Source organism: Pseudomonas sp. J380 (genome assembly GCF_009827115.1).
GTDB lineage: Bacteria > Pseudomonadota > Gammaproteobacteria > Pseudomonadales > Pseudomonadaceae > Aquipseudomonas > Aquipseudomonas paracarnis.
The window spans coordinates 2,690,547-2,707,655 of the sequence record NZ_CP043060.1 but is presented as its reverse complement, the minus strand read 5'-3'; the positions used below and the strand labels follow the sequence as shown (position 1 = coordinate 2,707,655).

The following is a 17,109-nucleotide window of genomic DNA, read 5'->3' as shown; positions in this document are numbered from 1 at the left end:
GCGAATGCCTCCTCCGTTCGCCGGCCTGGTTTTTGATTCTGGTCTCCTGGCATTCAGAGTATCCGTTCATGTTCCCGATGACGCCTATCGCGGCTGCGCTTGCGCTGCTGATATGTACGAGTGCGCTGGCGGCACCTGCTGCTTCCGGTGCAGCCACGCCCGGCAGCCTGATCACTCAGGCCCAAGGCTTGCCCGCAGGCTTTGCCGATCACTTTTTCGATGTACCCCTCGCGGTGCGCGTAGACCTGGACCACCAACTGCTTGGCGAAGCGCTGATCGTGCTGTCCCGGGACGACCGCGTCACCCTGCTCGAATTCACCGACACCGGCGACAGCAAGGTGCCGGCTGCCACCCGCGACACCTGGCAAGGCCTGCTGGAAAAAGGCGTGGCGTTGGGCGCCTGCACCCAGTCTTGCCCGCAAAAGATGATCTCTGCTTACTACAATCTGGAAAGCTCGCAGTTGTCGATCCTCACGCAGGACGTTGAACTGAGTAGCGAAGCCCCGCGCTTTTACGACCAGCCCGACGGCGGCAGCCTGGGGTTGATCATCAACAACCAGCTCAACCTCAATGGCGGTCAGCAAGACAGCCTCGGCGGCCGTTATGGTTTGCAAGCCAGTTCCAGCGTGGGCAACTGGAGCCAGGTGTTCAACCTGCAACTGGCGCGCCAGAGCGGTAATGACCAACCCATGCGCCACGCGATTCATGAGCTGTATACCCAGCGTGAACTGGAAGGGCAATTTTTTCGCCTCGGCCACTTCACCCCCAATTCCGATGGCCTGACCCGTCAACTGCGCAGCTTCGGCGCCAGCCCCGACACCGCCTTGGGCATCATGTACGGCAGTTCCGACAGCCTGGCGATCAACAACCCCAAGCCCAGCGTGTACCCGATCTACGTCACCGCCAACCGTCAGGCAGCGGTAGAGATTTATCGCAACGGCTTGTTGATCAACACCCAGGCCGTGGCCGCCGGCCTGCAAACCCTGGACACCCGGCCACTACCCGGCGGTATCTATGAAGTGGAAGTACGCCTGGTGGAAGACGGCCTCACCACCAGCACTACCCAGGAGCTGGTGTACAAACCCGGTAACTGGCGCAACGCCGAAGACCGCTGGCGCTACAACCTGTTCGCCGGGCGCGAAACCAAGCTGTTCAGCAACTGGGACGAGCAAGCCTCGGGTGTGGTGACGGCCGGCGCGTCGCTCAATTACCTGCTGCACCCACGGGTGATTCTTGGCCTGTCGGCCCGCCAGGTGCGCGAGCAACTGCAATATGGCAGCTCGGTGGACTGGACCGTTGCCGACAACACCAGCCTCTATGCCAATGTTTATCAAACCCGTGAACATGGCACGGGCCTTGACCTGCAAGGGCTCTACAGCTTCGGCGCGACCAACCTGGTGTTCAGTCACAACCGCAGCTGGCTCGACACCCGCGACACCTACGAAACCCTGCCCGACGGCACGCGCCTGCGGCGCAACACCTTTGTCGGCCAGGCCAGCAATTCGGCGTTGTCGGTCAACCATCGCCTTGATGCGAAAAACACCTTGAACATGCGAGTGTCCCATAGCCAAGGCAACGTCGAAGGTGCGGGGCTGGACCTGGGCTGGAGCCGTCACGACAGCTTTTTCGGCAGTGATGCCAACTGGCGTTTCTCGGTGTTCGACCGCCCCGGCAGCGCCGGCACCAATGACCAGCGCAACCGTGGCGTGGATGTGAGCCTGAGCGTGAACCTGGGCAGCGATGGCCGGCAGATTTCCGGCAGCATCGGCACCCGCACCGCCCGTGATGGCGGCCGCGATAACAATGCGTCGATCACGTATCGGCAGAACCTCACCGACCATGTGCTGCAAAGTGTCTCGGCCACGGCGATCACTGATACCTACGGCGTCGGCCTGTCAGGCATGGCCAACTTCAGTACCGACGTGGTCAGCGGCGACGGCTTTGTGCAGCGCAGCTCCTTCAATGGCGATTTCAGTGGTGGCTTGAACCTCAACAGCACCTTCGTCGCGGGCGCCGGGAAAATGCTGCTCAGCAGCCAGTACCAGGGCAACGGCGCGGGGATGATCATCGATGTGGAAACCGACCTCGACGAGATCGCCCTGCGCGCCGACGACCTGGGCGGCGGCAGCGCGGTACTGCGTCCGGGGCGCAACTACGTGCCGGTCTCGGCCTACAAGAGCAGCAGCGTGAGCTTCGACTTCGAAGGCAACCACCCGCCGGCGGCGAACATCCAGCCCGCGCGCTCCAGTTACCACCTGAACAAGGGCGGCGTGGACTACCGCAAGATCACCGTGATGAAAACCGTCACCGTACTCGGCCGCCTGCTGGATGAACGCGGCGCGCCGCTTAAAGGCCATCACGTAATCAATCACGCCAGCCGTGGGGTCAGCGAAGTGGACGGGTTCTTCTCCATGGAGATGAGCGCCAGCGCGCCGACCCTGCAGGTGCGCTACCAGAACCAGTTGCTCTGCCAGTTCCGCCTGGACCCGAGCACTGCGCCGGATGAAAACGACGTGCTGATGATTGGTGATCTGCGCTGCACGCCGGACACGCTGGCCGAAGCTAACCACAAGGGCGAAACCGCCGGTTGACGGCGGTTGAAACGGGAGTTCATGACCTTGATTACCGCAATGAAAAAACGCTTGGGGCTCTGTGCATTCGCGCTGGTTTTGGGCGCTACCTACAGCTTGCCGGCACTGGCTATCGTCGAGCAGATCACGGCGGTGTTTCGCCCCGATCCGGCCAACCCAACGAGCAATAAATTCGTCAATACCACGCCGCAAAGTGGCTTGTGTCCCTGGCACGTTCCAGCCAGGTGCGAGGCGGTCAATACCTTCAGTATTCGTAACAGTTCGTTCCGGGCCTATTCCAATGGGCCGATACCGGCGTTTCCGGAGGATCCGCGCCAGAGCGCCTATTTCAAGGTGCCCTCGGCATTTCGCGATCTGCAAGTGACTCACACCGTCACCGGTCGTGCGGAGACGGTACAGATGCGCATTGCCGGTATTGGGGGACGGTGGAATGTCTCTTATCCACCGGGTGTGTCCGGCTGGGCCACGCCAGGCGTGGGCTGGAACGCTTATTGGCGAGGGGCGCCGGCACCGTGCTTGCCGATCAATTACATGGCGGCGGGACAAGCGTATGCGCTTTTTTTCTGGATCGTTCCAGAGAACGCCGGAGCCTGCAGCGTTACAAATGGTATGGAAATCGGGCGGATGAGCTACAGCACGCTTGAGTACGGCTACGAACTCAAGACACCAAACCCTCTGGGTATGGACGCTGGTACTTATGAGGGGTCCATCACTTACACCATGGGCCCGGGCGGCGATATGGATTTCGGCACCACCATGATCCCCGACGAAAACACCCTGACGTTCAACTTCATCTTGTCGGTGGAGCACGTGCTCAAGATTGACCTGCCGGCGGGCGGCAATCGCATCGAGCTGTTACCCGAAGGCGGCTGGCAAGCCTGGCTCAACCAGGGGCGGCGCCCCTCGCGGCTATGGCGTGACCAGACCTTCGCAATCTCCGCCAGCTCACGTTTCAAGATGACCCTGGAGTGCGGGCTGGTGATCGGCAACACCTGTGGCCTGCGCAACAACGACGGTGACGAAGTGCCGCTTCAAGTCGCCGTGAGCCTGCCCTATGGCTTGCGTGATCAGCACGACCAGGGCGTGAACAAACTGCCCCTGCGCCTCGACGGCGTCGGCACCGAACTGTTCCAGCCGTTGCAGTACGTGAACAACCGCGAGGGCAAGTTGCATTTCGAGGTGGGCAAGGATGACGTGGCCGACATGCTCAAGAAACCCGGCAGCACCTATTCCGGCGTGGCCACGGTGATCTGGGATTCGGAAGTCTAGGCGAGCCCGGCTCGCATATCGGCTCCCTGTGGTGGGCCGCGTTCAATCAATAAGGCGTAATCAAACATGAAACATGCAGTGTTAGGGGCTGGGCTGTTGCTGATGTCATTGGCGGCGCAGGCCGGGCCGGCGATCAATGTCGGCGTGGTGTATGACTACCTGGAGGGCGACCGCAGTTCTTATCTCAAGCGGGTGTTCAACGGCGGCACCAGCACCGCCTTTATCAAGGTCAATGTGCTGGAAATTGTCTATAACGCCGACGGCACGTCCAGGGAAATCCCGGTGGCCTCCCTGACGGATGACAAGGGCGCCGCCACCAGCCGCGACGGCCTGATGGCCAGCCCGGCGCGGTTGATCGTTCCGGCGGGCGGGCGCCAGGGGACGCGCTTGCTGTACATGGGCGAGCGCGACAAGGAGCGTTACTTCCGGGTGCGCTTCATCCCGGTGGTGCCGGAGAAGGAAGACGACTTCGCCGTGACCGACGCCGAGCGCGACGAGTACAAAAAAGATCTCGCCGCCGGCGTCAACGTCATGGCCGGTTACGGCACGGTGTTTTTCGTGCGGCCCAAGGACACCCGCTTCGATACGAAGGTCGTCGAGACCGCCGACCAGTACACACTGCGCAACGCCGGCAACAGCGTGGTGGTACTCGATGAGTTCCGGGACTGTTCAGCGGCGAAAAAAACCGACTGCGAAGCCACCACCAAACACCACATCCTGCCGGGACGCCAATGGCAGCTCGAGAAGAAGCCCGGACGTGAATACCGCTTCCAGATGATCGAAGGCCGCGACAAAACACCGATGACGGTCAACAGCAACGGGTGATGACAATGTTCAAGCAACTGACGGTATGGGCGGGGCTGGTCGCAACGTTGTTCATCGGCGGGCCGGTACAGGCGTTTCAGGAGCGCCAGAGTTTTGATGTGTCGGTCACCATTCCGATCCACGAAGCCTATGTGCTGCCCTCCGAACCTGACTGGATGGCGCAGGACCAACTGCTGGCCTGGGACCTGGCGACCTCCAGGCTCGGGCGCCTGCGCAAGAACTTCGACGTGAAAAACCTCAATGGCGGCGTAGCTGCGCGGCTGGGGGACGTGCCCTATCTGTTGAGCGGCCGCGACCGTATTGATTTGCGCGTGCTGTTCAACCGGGTGCCCCTGACCCTGGACTCGACCCAGATACTCAGCGCTGACGAGGCGGGCATGGGCCGGCGCGTCGAGCTGGAGATTGCTCCGATCGAGCCGCAGGGTGGATACCAGGGCGGGTCCTACTACGGCACGGTGCACCTGATGTTTGATTTTCTGGCGCCTTGACCGCTCGGGCCCATTTCATCGAGCTGCTGGTACTTCAGGTCGAAGGTGTTGCCGTTGTTTCATTTGGCGGTGGGGTTCTGCTGCTCAAGGTAACGCTTCCAACCTTCTCAACCGGGCTACCAGCGTACTGCGATAGGCCAGATGAATACCGGCCTCGTCGTCCGATGTGAGCCGGTGCTGGTCCAGCTGCGTGCGGGTAGGGGGGCTCGAATAACAGGGTTGGGTAGTCTGTAAGTCTGATGACCTATCCTAATCACGTCCATGAAAGCATGGGTATCTACACAACTTTTTGGTGCGACGCCGGGCCTGTGGGAGGGGGCTTGCTCGCGAAGGCGGCCTGACAGCTGAAGCTGTTATCCGTGTACATATCCATTTCTGCGGTAACGGCCACTTAGGGTTCCGCTTTTACAGCGGCTCACTTTTGAAAAGCGCAAAAGTAAGCAAAACGCTCTTGCCCCACCACTCGGCACCTCGCTTAGGCTCGGTGTGCCCGTAATCCGCCATGGATTTGGGGGGCCGCCGCCACGCGCCATCCATGGCGCGGGGCGGCTAAACCGGCATCCCTGCCGGTTTACCCCCCAAATCCCTGTCGAATTCCGGCCAGCGTGGTTTGACGGGGCGCCTAAGATCAAGATCAAAAGCAGAGCAAGAGCAAGAGCAAGAGCAAGAGCAAGAGCAAGAGCAAGAGCAAGAGCGGCTCGCTTCGCATCGTGGTTAGCGTCGGCAGTGGCTACAAAAGTTGTGTAGATACCCATGCCCATGAAAGGCCAATACATAACCATTGCATCGCAGTTTGCGCTGCACGCTTATTTACCGGTGCTGCTCACGCAGGCGTTCTGCTCGTCGCCTTGCAGGTATGGCATCAATAGGGGCGCCATGCCTTTGAGCACCTGCACCGGCAGCGCCGAGGTGAAGGTGAAACCCTGCGCCGAACTGCCGGGCACGAAGGCGGTGAGCGTGCCGAAGTGGCGCTCGCCGATATAAAACACAAAGGTGGCGGTGCGGTTGATCGCTTTGGAGCTGAGAATGCGCCCGCCGGCACCGATGGCTTCGATACGATTATCGCCAGTGCCGGTCTTGCCGCCCATGGCCAACGGTGTGCCGTCGGCGTGTTTGAAACTGCCGGCGACGCGTTTGGCGGTGCCGGCATCGACCACCTGGGAGAGCGCGCCGCGCAGGGCCGTCGCCACCTCGGAAGGCATCACTCGGCGGGCGCGGTCGGGGGCATTGATCAGGCGGGTGTCATAGTGCGTGCCGGCAGCAAAGTGCAGGCTGTCAATGCGCAGCACCGGAATGCGTACGCCGTCATTGAGGATGATGCCCATCAACTCGGCCAGCGCTGCCGGGCGGTCGCCGGAGCTGCCGATGGCGGTCGCCAACGATGGCACCAGATGGTCAAACGGATAACCCACCGCTTTCCAGCGCTGATGAATATCCAGAAACGCTTCGATCTCCAGCATGGTGCGGATACGCCCGTCGCGGGCGCTCTGATGGCGGCTTTTGAATAACCAGCTGTAAACCTCCTGGCGTTCGAACTGACTGGCTTTGACGATCTCGCTGAACGTCGCGTCCGGATGGTTGAGCAGGTAGCCCATCAGCCACAGGTCCAGCGGGTGCACCTTGGCGATATAGCCCTGGTCAGGCAAGTCATAGGCGCCTGGGCCGTAGCTGTCGTACAGCGTGTCGAGGCGTTTGTCGTTCAGCGTCTGCTGGCCTTTGGTTCCCGCCAGGCGCGCACGCAGGAAGCTGTTGAAACTCTCGCGGCTGGCGTCGGGCAGCAGGTATCGGTGCACGGCCGCCAGGCGGATCGGCGTGGGATGCAGACTGTCGAGGAAGGTTTCCAGGCGCGCCTGGGTGTCTTTTTTCTGGTACTTCTTCCAGAACTTGAGCAAAAAAGCGGTGCCTTCGCGGTCGGCGAATTGCGCCAGGTATTCCTGGCGGCGTGGCTCGCTGTCGTCCTTGAGCAACTGCGCGCTGTTGTTGGCGCTGGTGTAGGTGACGTAGCGCACCAGGTCGCGCATCAGGCGGATGAACGGCAGGTTGATCGACTCGCGCAGGGCATCGCGCAGGCTCGGGTTGCGGCCGTTGTCCTGGTTGCGAAAGTTATGGAAGCGGTGCAGGCCGCCACCGGTGAAAAAGCTTTCGCCGGGGCTGGCCGAATAGGTGCGGTCCAAGGCCGCTTCGAGCATGTCTGCCAAGGATTTGCCGGGATTTTGCAGCAGGTAGTCCACGGCCCAACGGCTGAGGCGGTCCTGCTCGGCGACCTCGACTTTTTTCAACGCTGCTGGCGCCAATGCGCCGTAGCGCTCATGTAGCTCGGCGATGATTTGCAGGTAGGTGGTCAGCACGCGCAACTTGGCGGTAGAACCCAATTCAAGCTTGCTGCCCTCGTTGATGTCGAACGGCTGGTCGGTGTTGTCGGTCTGCACCCGCACGCGCGCGCTGTCGGCGGTGCGCTCGAACAAGGTAAAGCTGTAGCGCACCTGCGGCGTGCTGGCGGGGGTGAGCAAGCGCTCGCCCAGCAGCCCGATCTCTTTGGCATAGACCGGGTCGGCCAGTTGCTTGAGGTACGCGGTGATCTGCTCCTGCAGTCGGCCTTGCAAGGTGCTGGTGGCGGACAGGTCTAGGCGGTCGAGGTCGTACAGCGGGCGATCAAGCAGCGCGGCCAGGCGGCTGCGGGCCACGCTAATGCCTTTGTTGGCCTCGATCTTCTGGGTGGTCGGTTGTTGCTGCCAGTCGCGGTAGGTGACCTGGCTGGCCAGCGCTGCCTTCAGTAATCCCGGCTCGATCACGCCCAGTTGCGCCAGCAGTCGCAGGTGACTGTCGGTCAACTGCGCCAGCTCATCGCGGCCCTTGGTCAGGTAATGGGACGGGCGGCGCTGGGCGATCATCAGCGACAGCACTTGGCGCAACGCCAGGCCGCGGGCCGCCAGGCTGGGCGCGGTGTTCGTGGTGTCGGCCAGGGCCCGGTTGACCTGGTTGAAGTCGGCGCCATACCACACCCGCAGGCCTTCGGCCATGCCGTGCACTTCGCCGTGGCCGGGCACTGCCGAAAGCGGCACGCTGTTGAGGTAGTCGCGCACCACGTTCTGCCGAGCGAGGAGGGTGTCGGGGCCGTGCTGATAGGCGCGCAAACTGGCCGAGAGCATCTGGCGCAGTTTTTCGCTGCCCGACAGGGTCAGGCCGTCCGGCGAATGGCGGTACTTTTCCAACTGCGTGGCCAGGGTGCTGCCGCCCGCCGTTTGCCCCGGCAGGTGCAGCTGGCGCGCAACCTGTGACCACGCGGCCTTGGCAAAGCGCGGCCAGTCCACCGCCGGGTTGGCCTGGGCTGGCTGCGGGTCAAGCAACTCGCGGTTTTCGATAAACAGCAGGCTGCGCACCATCAACGGTGGCACGTCGCTGAACTGCGCATACAACTGCGTCGGGTAATTGAATTGATACAGCGGCGCGGCGCGGCAATCGGTGATGCTCAGCCCGGCCTGGATTTTTTCTGCGTAAGGAATAAACAGGCCGTGACGGCTGTAGTTCATCAGCGCCGCGGAGAAGCGTGCCTGGGACTCGATCACGTAATTACGCTTGAGCAGGCGCGGCAGGAAGTCGCCCAGGGCGCTGTAGCCCAGGCGCTGATCGAAGGGCCCGGCGCCGGGGTACAGGATCGCATCGCTGGCTCCGGGTTCGACGCGGTAGGTCAACTGCGCGGCCCATTGGCTGAGGGTGCGAGCCTGCCAGCGAGCGCTGTGCATCTCGCGCAACACGGCAAAACCCAGGGCGAGCAGCACCAGCAGCAGGATCAGCCAGAACAGCCGGCGCCATGGCCGGGGCGGTCTGAATTTTTTCGGCAATGGGGCGGGTGACGGGCTGTCGGCTTCAGCCTTGTGCGAGTCGGTTTGCCACAGTGCGCCCATAGTCGACTGATCCATTCCTACAGATTGATCGGACTTGTCTGAAGCGTAGACGCGAATTGCCTTGCCCATGAAGTTTGTCGACGGGGCAGCACACAGCGCGTCATGGCAGGCGTTAATTGTCTAGGCCAGCGGGTCGCTCGGCGGCGGTTAGCGTTTGATTTTAACTGCCCTCAGAGTATCAACATGACCGCTTCCACCCCTCCAGCCGACTCACAGCACCTCATCACGAGCGAGCAAATCGAAACGTTGTTTCGCGAGCCGCCGTCATTGCTGGCGGTAGCGCAAGAAAGCGCCCAGGCCTACCTTGACCAGCATTTTGCTGAACACAAATGGCAGGCCGGTCTGATTTATATCGCTGCGCCCGCCGACACTGACGGTAGCCTCGTTTACCAGGCCTTGTCCGAGTGGCTGCTGCAACGCCTGGCCCTCGCCGGCCCGGTGTTGCTGGTGGCGGACTATCACGTGGTCGCCCAACGGGTGCGCGAGGTGTTTGTGGAAGGTGGCCCGAGCCTGGTTGAACTGGAACGGCTGATCAACCGTTGCGGCGCGCTGCTGTGGAGGACCTATGTGAAACGCCTGCAAGCCTGGTGGTCTGAAGAGCTGCCGGTGAACATGACGCGCTGGGGCTACCTGTCGGATGACCTGCTGACACTGCTATATGACTCACCCAAGCCGCCGGGATACAGCGAGGAGCAATTCGCCACACTGTTCCCCAAAACCCTGCTGCATCCGATTCGCCCGGATAACGAGTGGAGCGCCCACGGCGATGCATTGCGGGTGCAGGCGGTTTACCTGGCGGGGCCGCCCGTCGAGATGCTGCCGGTGCTGGTCCTTATTCACGGACAACAGCGCTTGCTGTTCAGCCCGGCCAGTGGCCTGCACCCGCTGCGCGACGAGGACGAAATCGCTGCATGGTTGCCGGCTTTTGCTGAGGGCGCGCGCGTAGAGCAATGGTTTGCCGAGGACGTTGACAGCGATCCGTTCGACGCCCTGGCCGCGAGCTACCTGGCACGTCAACTGCGCGACATCGACCGGATCGACCGCAACCTGGCACTTGCACCGGGGCAGCATCAGGCGTTGCTCGACTACATCACCGATCCGCGACGCTGGTTCGTCGCCAGCCTGGGCGCACGTCAGCAAGCGCTGCGCAGCGCCATGCCGCTGTGGCTGGCTCACGCCGACGAGCAAGACAGCATCGCCTATGCGCGCCTGCTCCAGGCGCTGGTGGTGGCCCGCGAGCAAAATGGCGGAAAACAGTATCTCGACGGTATCGACTCGATCCGTCAGTTTGCCGATGACGCGCTCAAAACTTGCCTGCACGCTCAACCTGCGGCGCGCAAAGTGCTGCCTGCCGATGTTCAGCTGACCTTTAAACGGGTGATTGCCGCCGCAGTGCCGGTGCCGGGAGGTTTCATAGCGGGCGAAGTCGACCTGATCACCGTAAGCCTGACCGAACTGGCGCTGGAAAACCTGGCCGGGTTCCCTCACACCGTCACCAGCATCACGTTGAACGACGCCCCGGCGCCCGGTTGGTTGACTTACGACCTGCTCAGCGGGTGTGTGCAAACGGCTGACGTCGGCCAGGCTTACCCGGCTTTGTTGAAAAGAAAGCTGTTGGATGATCCAACCGAAAACGCTCGGCGCTTGCAGTTGTTCAAGCGCCAATTACGCGTGCAGTTGCCGATGCTGGCGTTGGAACTGAAGATCAAGGACGAGCACGGCCTGACGCTGGATGGCTTCAGGCGCGTGCAGGCTGCGCTGCAATCGCGCCTGGCCGATCGTACGGTACAGGACCAGGCAATGGCGCTGTGGCCGCTGGCGTTCAAGGCTTCGGCGGCTGCTGACGCCGATGAGGTGACCGCGCACTTCATCATTGGCCCAAGGGCCGGGCAGGCGGGCGTGCATCTGCTGTACCGGCCATTGCTCGAACCGATGTTGCAGGAGTACGCGTCGATCCACGCGTTGTTCGAGGCCATCAAGGCGCCAGGCCCATTACAGGACAGCGTGTTGACCTGGATCGCTCCGGCACGCCAGGCGGTCTACGCCAACGGCGGCTTCAATGAACCGCATATCCGTCGCTTTTTGCCTGGCGATGAGTTCGGCGTGTATGACAAACCACCGGCGGCGCAACTGCACAAGCAGTTGGGCACGCAAGGCCCCTGCACCCTGGTGTTCAACGGCACGGCAAAGGCTCTGGTTGCCCTGGCTGACCGGCAATCGGTATCGAACGCCGAACAACGCTGGGCCCATATGAAAGAGGTAGGTTGGCTGTTGTTTGCCAGTGTCCTGCCGTTGACCAGCGGGCCGTTGCAATTGGGCGGATGGCTGGTGCAATTGGTCGACAGCCTGCAGCAGGATATTCAGGCCCTGGCCAGCGACGATGAACAGGCCAGGAACAAAGCCGTTACGGATGTACTGAGCAACCTGATGGCAATTCTTGCGCACCAGGCCACGCCCCACGCCCCCCATCAGGCGCTGCAACTGGAGCACCCCGTCTTTGCGCCGTTGGCGCACGCCGAGCCCGCCGCGTCGGCGCCTGTTCGTGTCCCCGTGCCTGCAATGTTCCACACCCCGATCCGTTGGAGTAATGCGCGTAAAGACCTGACCACCGCGCAGAATGCTCGGGCACGCCGCCTGAGCCTCAGGGTTTTCTCCGGAGAATGGAGCAACGCCGAGCAAAGCGGCCCGCGCCAGGGTTTGGTCTATGACACTTCCTTTTCACCACCGCAATGGCATGCCTTGGTACGCGGGCACGTGTATCGGGTGGTGGACGAGGCCAATGCGGTGCGGGTCGTCAGCGCCGATGGCCGCGAGAAAGGTCCCTGGTTGAAATCCTTGGGTGACGGGTATTGGGATTTTGATGCGCGATTGCACTTGCCAGGGGGCAATGCCGATTCCGCGCTCGAAGCCGAACTGCAGGCACTTGAAGTGTCCGAGCCGAGCCTTGAACAGCAATATCGTGATGCTGGGCGCGCACGTGACAGGGCCGGTGCAGCCATGATCGTGGCGCGTAAGCTGGCGCGCGAATCAAAGGGCAAGGTTACCGAGGCACAGTTGGCGCAACTTGAGGAACGCTACCGCAAGGAAATGCAGAATAAGGTGACGTCCTCGCAACAAGAACTGCAATTGCTGATGCGTTTGCGTGCGATCAAGCCACGGCCTCGGTATGAAGAAGAACTTTGTGAAGTGCTGGAATCACTGATTCTGGGCCTGCAATTACTGGATGCCGACACGCGTGAGCAGATGCTGCAGATCAATGCGCGCATCCGCCCTCTGCTCGATGTCCTGCAAGATGAGAGTGAGGACGAAGCCGGCTCCGATCTTAATCGCCAGGCCCATGCTGACCTGGACCGCAACATGCGTGAGCAAGTGGCAGCCGAGGAGGCGGCGATTCGCTGGCGCACGCTGGAAAAAACCTATATTGACCAACTCAGGGCAGTGCCGCGGCTTGGGCGCAACAAGGCCCGCGAGCTGCAAAATGACTTGGCTGCAAGGCCTTCGGTCCTGGATTTGCAAGCGTTGCAAGTGACCACACTGTGGGGCATCACCATTGATATCGAAGGCCCACCGCTGGAGGCGGAGTTTTTTGACAGCTTGAACCAGGTGATCAATCGTGCCCGCTGGGCCAGCCGCTCCCTGGCCGACCTGGAGCATCTTTCCATCGCGCGGGAAGAACGTGTAGAAGTGCTCAAAAGCCTGGGGCGCATCTATGCGCTCACCGACGGCCACATTCAGTTCTGGCGCGCCATGGCGCCGGACACCTTTGACTTGGCCAATCTGCAAAAACTCCAGACGTTGCTGTCTGGCCTGCACCGTCAGGTTGAGGAGCAACTGGCTGACCTGCTGGACACCGCCCCCGGCGTGGTGTCGGTCAAGGCAGAGGCAGCAGGCTCGCGGCAAAAAAAGATCATCCGCACGCGCAACCGCGATGTGTATGTGGCCCGGGTCAAAGGCCCGACCGGCACCGCAGAGCTGGTGGACGACAAGGGCAGTGTGATCGCCACCTTCACCGAGGCCGACGACGGCGTATGGGAAGCGGTGGAACCGCCGGCCAAACCCCGTACGGCCAACCCGCAACTGGGTGCGCTGGTGAACAAGGGCCTGCGGCTGTTGGCAGGCGTCGACAACGCGATTGCGAAGGTGCAAGGCATGTCGGACAGGTGTGAGCCCGAATCCCTGCAAGCCCTGTTGGTGGCGCAAGCCAACAGTCGGCGTATGGTGGCGGCGGATATCGACAGAAAATTACGCAGCCTGGACGTCTCACGGCTGGCCGCCACCCAGCAGGCCAACGCCAGGGTGCGGGCCAGCGACTTGCGGGCCGCGGCGACGCGCCTGGAGGCGGCGGGTGTCGAGGCGCGTGTTCGGGCCAGCAAACTCAAGCTGACGCGGGCCGAAGATGTCGATTTCCTGCACGCGCTCAATGAGGTGCGCATCCAGCGACAAGGTGCCCGCGTACGCCTCAAGGGTAAAACCGTGGATTTTCTGCAAGTCTATGTTGTGCAGGATGCGCAAACGGCGCAGCCGCTGTGTTACGCGCACTTTCACTATGGAACCCGCCTGGGCCCGGACGATCACTACACCGCCGCCCACATCAAAAGCCCCGAGCAGCAGCGACTGGGGCGCCAGGCCCAGGCCGAAGCTGAAGCCCAGGCGTTCGCCCGAATGCGCAGCGGCCAGACCGGGCGCGTGCAGCAAACCCTGGACATCGACCGTGCGAGCATTTCCCGGCTGCTGGCCAGACGTTTGTTTTTCAGTGTGGACTGAACGGCACGCCGGCTCCCACATTTGAACGGCCTCGGGGTGCAGAACCGCGCCATCATGTGCTTGCCCCCAGGTGTCCCGATCCTGACCGGTTATGCAATACTCTGCGCCGTTTTGCGCCGGGAAGGCCGATCTAGACGCTTGGTGCTTGCACCGTCCAAGCGGTTTTTCTCGGGGCTTATCGCCAAATTTCCCTGTTTATTGAGTGAAAAGACCTGACGTTAGCTTTTTATACTGCACGCCCGCTGACCTGTGCGCGTGAGTCGCACCAGGCGGATTTGCCCATGAGGCGAGTCCGGTCCAGCCGGTGTATCAGCCCATCCGCGGATACGCCCAGGCTCGGTGGCTAAATCCAATAACAAAATGAGGTTGTATTCCTATGCCTGTCGGCAAACCACTGCCCCCTGGCGAGACCGCTCAAGGCGGCCCGCTCAAACGCGAACTCGGCGAACGGCATATCCGCCTGATGGCGCTCGGCGCGTGTATCGGTGTGGGGCTGTTCCTGGGATCGGCCAAGGCCATCGAAATGGCCGGCCCGGCGATCATGCTCTCCTACATCATTGGCGGCCTGGCGATCCTGGTAATCATGCGCGCCCTCGGAGAGATGGCCGTGCACAACCCGGTGGCCGGTTCGTTCAGCCGCTATGCGCAGGATTACCTCGGTCCATTGGCAGGCTTTCTCACCGGGTGGAACTACTGGTTCCTGTGGCTGGTGACCTGCGTCGCAGAAATTACCGCGGTGGCGGTGTACATGGGGGTCTGGTTCCCCGATACGCCACGCTGGATCTGGGCACTGGCGGCGCTGATCAGCATGGGCACCATCAACCTGATCGCGGTCAAGGCGTTCGGTGAGTTCGAGTTCTGGTTCGCGCTGATCAAGATCGTCACCATCATTGCAATGGTGATCGGTGGCGTCGGTATCATCGCCTTCGGTTTCGGCAATGACGGCGTGGCGTTGGGCATTTCCAACCTGTGGACCCATGGTGGCTTCATGCCCAATGGTGTGCAGGGCGTGTTGATGTCCCTGCAAATGGTGATGTTCGCCTACCTGGGCGTCGAGATGATCGGCCTTACCGCCGGTGAAGCGCGTAACCCGCAGAAGACCATTCCCAGCGCCATCGGCTCGGTGTTCTGGCGCATCCTGCTGTTCTACGTGGGCGCGCTGTTCGTGATCCTGTCGATCTACCCGTGGAATGAAATCGGCACCCAGGGCAGCCCGTTCGTGATGACCTTCGAGCGTCTGGGCATCAAGACTGCCGCGGGTATCATCAACTTCGTGGTGATCACCGCCGCGCTGTCGTCCTGCAACGGCGGCATCTTCAGCACCGGGCGTATGCTCTACAGCCTGGCGCAGAACGGCCAGGCGCCGGCGACGTTCGGCACCACCTCCAGTAACGGCGTGCCACGCAAGGCTTTGCTGTTGTCGATCTTTGCCTTGCTGCTGGGTGTGTTGCTCAACTACCTGGTGCCGGACCAGGTGTTCGTGTGGGTGACCTCCATCGCCACCTTCGGCGCGATCTGGACCTGGCTGATGATCCTGCTGGCCCAGCTCAAATTCCGCAAAGGCCTGAGCCCGGCGGAGCAGGCGGGCCTCAAGTACCGCATGTGGCTGTACCCGGTCAGCTCCTACCTGGCGCTGGCGTTCCTGGTGCTGGTGGTGGGCCTGATGGCGTACTTCCCGGAGACCCGTGTGGCGCTGTATGTCGGGCCTGCGTTCCTGGTGCTGTTGACCGTGTTGTACTACGTATTCAAGTTGCAGCCCGCCGTCGCCAATAGCAGCGCGACCCGCTCCGTTTAAATGTGCGGGCTTGCCTGCGATAGCGGTGGTTCAGTTGCAGATTAATTGACTGGCCCGCAGCCTTCGCGAGCAAGCCCGCTCCCACAGGGGATCTGTGCCGGGCGTTGATCCTGTGGGCAATACACGACGAATGTGGGAGCTGGCTTGCCTGCGATAGCGGTGGTGCAGTTAAAAAGTCAGTGACTGACACTCCGCTTTCGCGGGCAAGCCCGCTCCCACAGGGGATCTGTGCCGGGCGTTGATCCTGTGGGCAATACACGACCAATGTGGGAGCTGGCTTGCCTGCGAAAGCGGTGGTTCAGTTGCCATCCTGGTGTCCGGCGGCGTCGCTAACTATGTAGTCGTGACGACGGCGCGGCTGGCGTAGCGTTGGTCCAGGCGCTTGTTCAGGTCCAGCCATGCCGCCAATAAGCCCATCAACACAGCGCCCGCCAAGGCCGTGGATAACTTGATCGCCAGGCTGTCGCCGGCCATGGCATTGAGCATGTCGGCCAGTGGCGCCAGCACCACGCCCAGGCAAAACACTTCCAGGGAGTAACGCCCCATCCTCGCCAATTGCAGGGCCAGCCACTGCTGCGTCCAGCCGACGTCGGGGAGCAATTTGGCGGTGACGTAGGCCAGGGCCAGGAAGTGCAGCAGGCGCACCGGCGACAGGTCGGTCTTGCTGATGGGGTACAGCCATTCGCCAATCACGCGTGGCATCCAGGCGTCATGCACCTCGGGCCAGCGCCAAGACAAGGTGATCACACAGGTCACCAACACGTAGAGCGCAGCGGCCACGAACAAGGGTTGGCGCAGCAACGGCCGCGCTTCGGCGCGGCTGGGTGAGCGCAACGCGGCTGCGCCGCCGAGGATGAACAAGCATTGCCAGGTGATGGGGTTGAAGTACCACACTCCGCCGTTGCTCGCGGGCAAATTCCAGCCCTGCCAGGGCGCCAGCAGGTACACCGCCACCGAGATCGCCACCATCACGTTGGGCACATACACCAGCAGTGGCAGGGTGAGCGGCAGGCTCAGAATCAGCACGATGTACAACGGCAACGGGTCGGTGAGGTTGGGCTTGAAGCGCAGCAGCAACTCATCCATCAAGGCCTGTTGGGTATCGCTGAGAAAATACCCCAGGCCCATTTCCTGCACCAGGTCGCGAGTCTCGATATGGCTGTTGGCGAAAATCACGATGCCCATCAACAGCGCCAACAGGAAAATATGCGCCACGTAGAGTGTCCACACCCGACGCAGGATTTTCAGGCAGGCGAAGAGATAGCCCTCGCGCTGCAGAATCTTGCCGTAGGCCAGCACGGCTGCGTAGCCGGCCAGGAACACGAAGATTTCCGCGGCGTCACTGAACCCGAAGTTCTGCACGGTGATGTTGGCGAGGGGGTTGTGAGGCACGTGATCCCAGAAAATGAAGATCAACGCCAGGCCCCGAAAAAAGTCGATGCGCGGGTCGCGTCCGTTCAGCATGGCAGCGG

At 61.9% G+C, this 17,109-nt stretch carries 8 protein-coding genes; 6 read left to right on the top strand and 2 right to left on the bottom strand.

Annotation, left to right across the window (positions count from 1 at the left end; translation table 11 throughout):
• The first annotated feature begins 68 nt into the window (after positions 1–68).
• The 4 genes from FXO12_RS12220 (at position 69) to FXO12_RS12205 (ending at position 5,173) form a co-directional block, all read left to right on the top strand.
• Complete coding sequence (locus FXO12_RS12220; protein ID WP_057976179.1) at positions 69–2,591, top strand: CS1-pili formation C-terminal domain-containing protein; 2,523 nt, start codon at positions 69–71, stop codon at positions 2,589–2,591.
• Positions 2,592–2,612: 21 nt separating this feature from the next.
• Entirely contained in the window at positions 2,613–3,860 is a 1,248-nt protein-coding gene (locus FXO12_RS12215; protein WP_054922508.1) for a hypothetical protein, read from the top strand.
• Positions 3,861–3,926: 66 nt separating this feature from the next.
• Positions 3,927–4,685 carry a hypothetical protein gene (locus FXO12_RS12210; RefSeq protein WP_054922506.1) on the top strand — a complete coding sequence of 253 codons (759 nt, stop codon included), beginning with the start codon at positions 3,927–3,929 and terminating at the stop codon, positions 4,683–4,685.
• A gap of 5 nt (positions 4,686–4,690) precedes the next feature.
• Positions 4,691–5,173 carry a CS1 type fimbrial major subunit gene (locus tag FXO12_RS12205; protein WP_054922516.1) on the top strand — a complete coding sequence of 161 codons (483 nt, stop codon included), beginning with the start codon at positions 4,691–4,693 and terminating at the stop codon, positions 5,171–5,173.
• Between the two features lie 806 nt (positions 5,174–5,979).
• Here the strand turns inward: FXO12_RS12205 and FXO12_RS12200 are convergent.
• Positions 5,980–9,078: a transglycosylase domain-containing protein gene (locus tag FXO12_RS12200; RefSeq protein WP_160049680.1), complete on the bottom strand. Its 3,099-nt coding sequence runs from the start codon at positions 9,076–9,078 to the stop codon at positions 5,980–5,982.
• Between the two features lie 183 nt (positions 9,079–9,261).
• Between FXO12_RS12200 and FXO12_RS12195 the strand changes: the two genes are divergently transcribed.
• A complete protein-coding gene (locus FXO12_RS12195; RefSeq protein WP_057976093.1) occupies positions 9,262–13,842 on the top strand; it encodes a hypothetical protein in 4,581 nt (1,526 codons plus the stop codon).
• A gap of 376 nt (positions 13,843–14,218) precedes the next feature.
• Positions 14,219–15,637, top strand: a complete 1,419-nt coding sequence (locus tag FXO12_RS12190; RefSeq protein ID WP_054897689.1) for an amino acid permease — start codon at positions 14,219–14,221, stop codon at positions 15,635–15,637.
• A gap of 333 nt (positions 15,638–15,970) precedes the next feature.
• Here the strand turns inward: FXO12_RS12190 and FXO12_RS12185 are convergent, their stop codons facing one another.
• On the bottom strand, positions 15,971–17,101 hold the full coding sequence (locus FXO12_RS12185; protein ID WP_034126436.1) for an OpgC family protein: 1,131 nt from the start codon (positions 17,099–17,101) through the stop codon (positions 15,971–15,973).
• Between the last annotated feature and the right edge of the window lie 8 nt (positions 17,102–17,109).

Excerpts from the sequence above, each read along its gene's own strand:
- FXO12_RS12220 (WP_057976179.1), top strand. The coding sequence starts at position 69 with ATGTTCCCGATGACGCCTATCGCGGCTGCGCTTGCGCTGCTGATATGT.
- FXO12_RS12215 (WP_054922508.1), top strand. The coding sequence starts at position 2,613 with ATGACCTTGATTACCGCAATGAAAAAACGCTTGGGGCTCTGTGCATTC.
- FXO12_RS12210 (WP_054922506.1), top strand. The coding sequence starts at position 3,927 with ATGAAACATGCAGTGTTAGGGGCTGGGCTGTTGCTGATGTCATTGGCG.
- FXO12_RS12205 (WP_054922516.1), top strand. The coding sequence starts at position 4,691 with ATGTTCAAGCAACTGACGGTATGGGCGGGGCTGGTCGCAACGTTGTTC.
- FXO12_RS12200 (WP_160049680.1), bottom strand. The coding sequence starts at position 9,078 with ATGGGCGCACTGTGGCAAACCGACTCGCACAAGGCTGAAGCCGACAGC.
- FXO12_RS12195 (WP_057976093.1), top strand. The coding sequence starts at position 9,262 with ATGACCGCTTCCACCCCTCCAGCCGACTCACAGCACCTCATCACGAGC.
- FXO12_RS12190 (WP_054897689.1), top strand. The coding sequence starts at position 14,219 with ATGCCTGTCGGCAAACCACTGCCCCCTGGCGAGACCGCTCAAGGCGGC.
- FXO12_RS12185 (WP_034126436.1), bottom strand. The coding sequence starts at position 17,101 with ATGCTGAACGGACGCGACCCGCGCATCGACTTTTTTCGGGGCCTGGCG.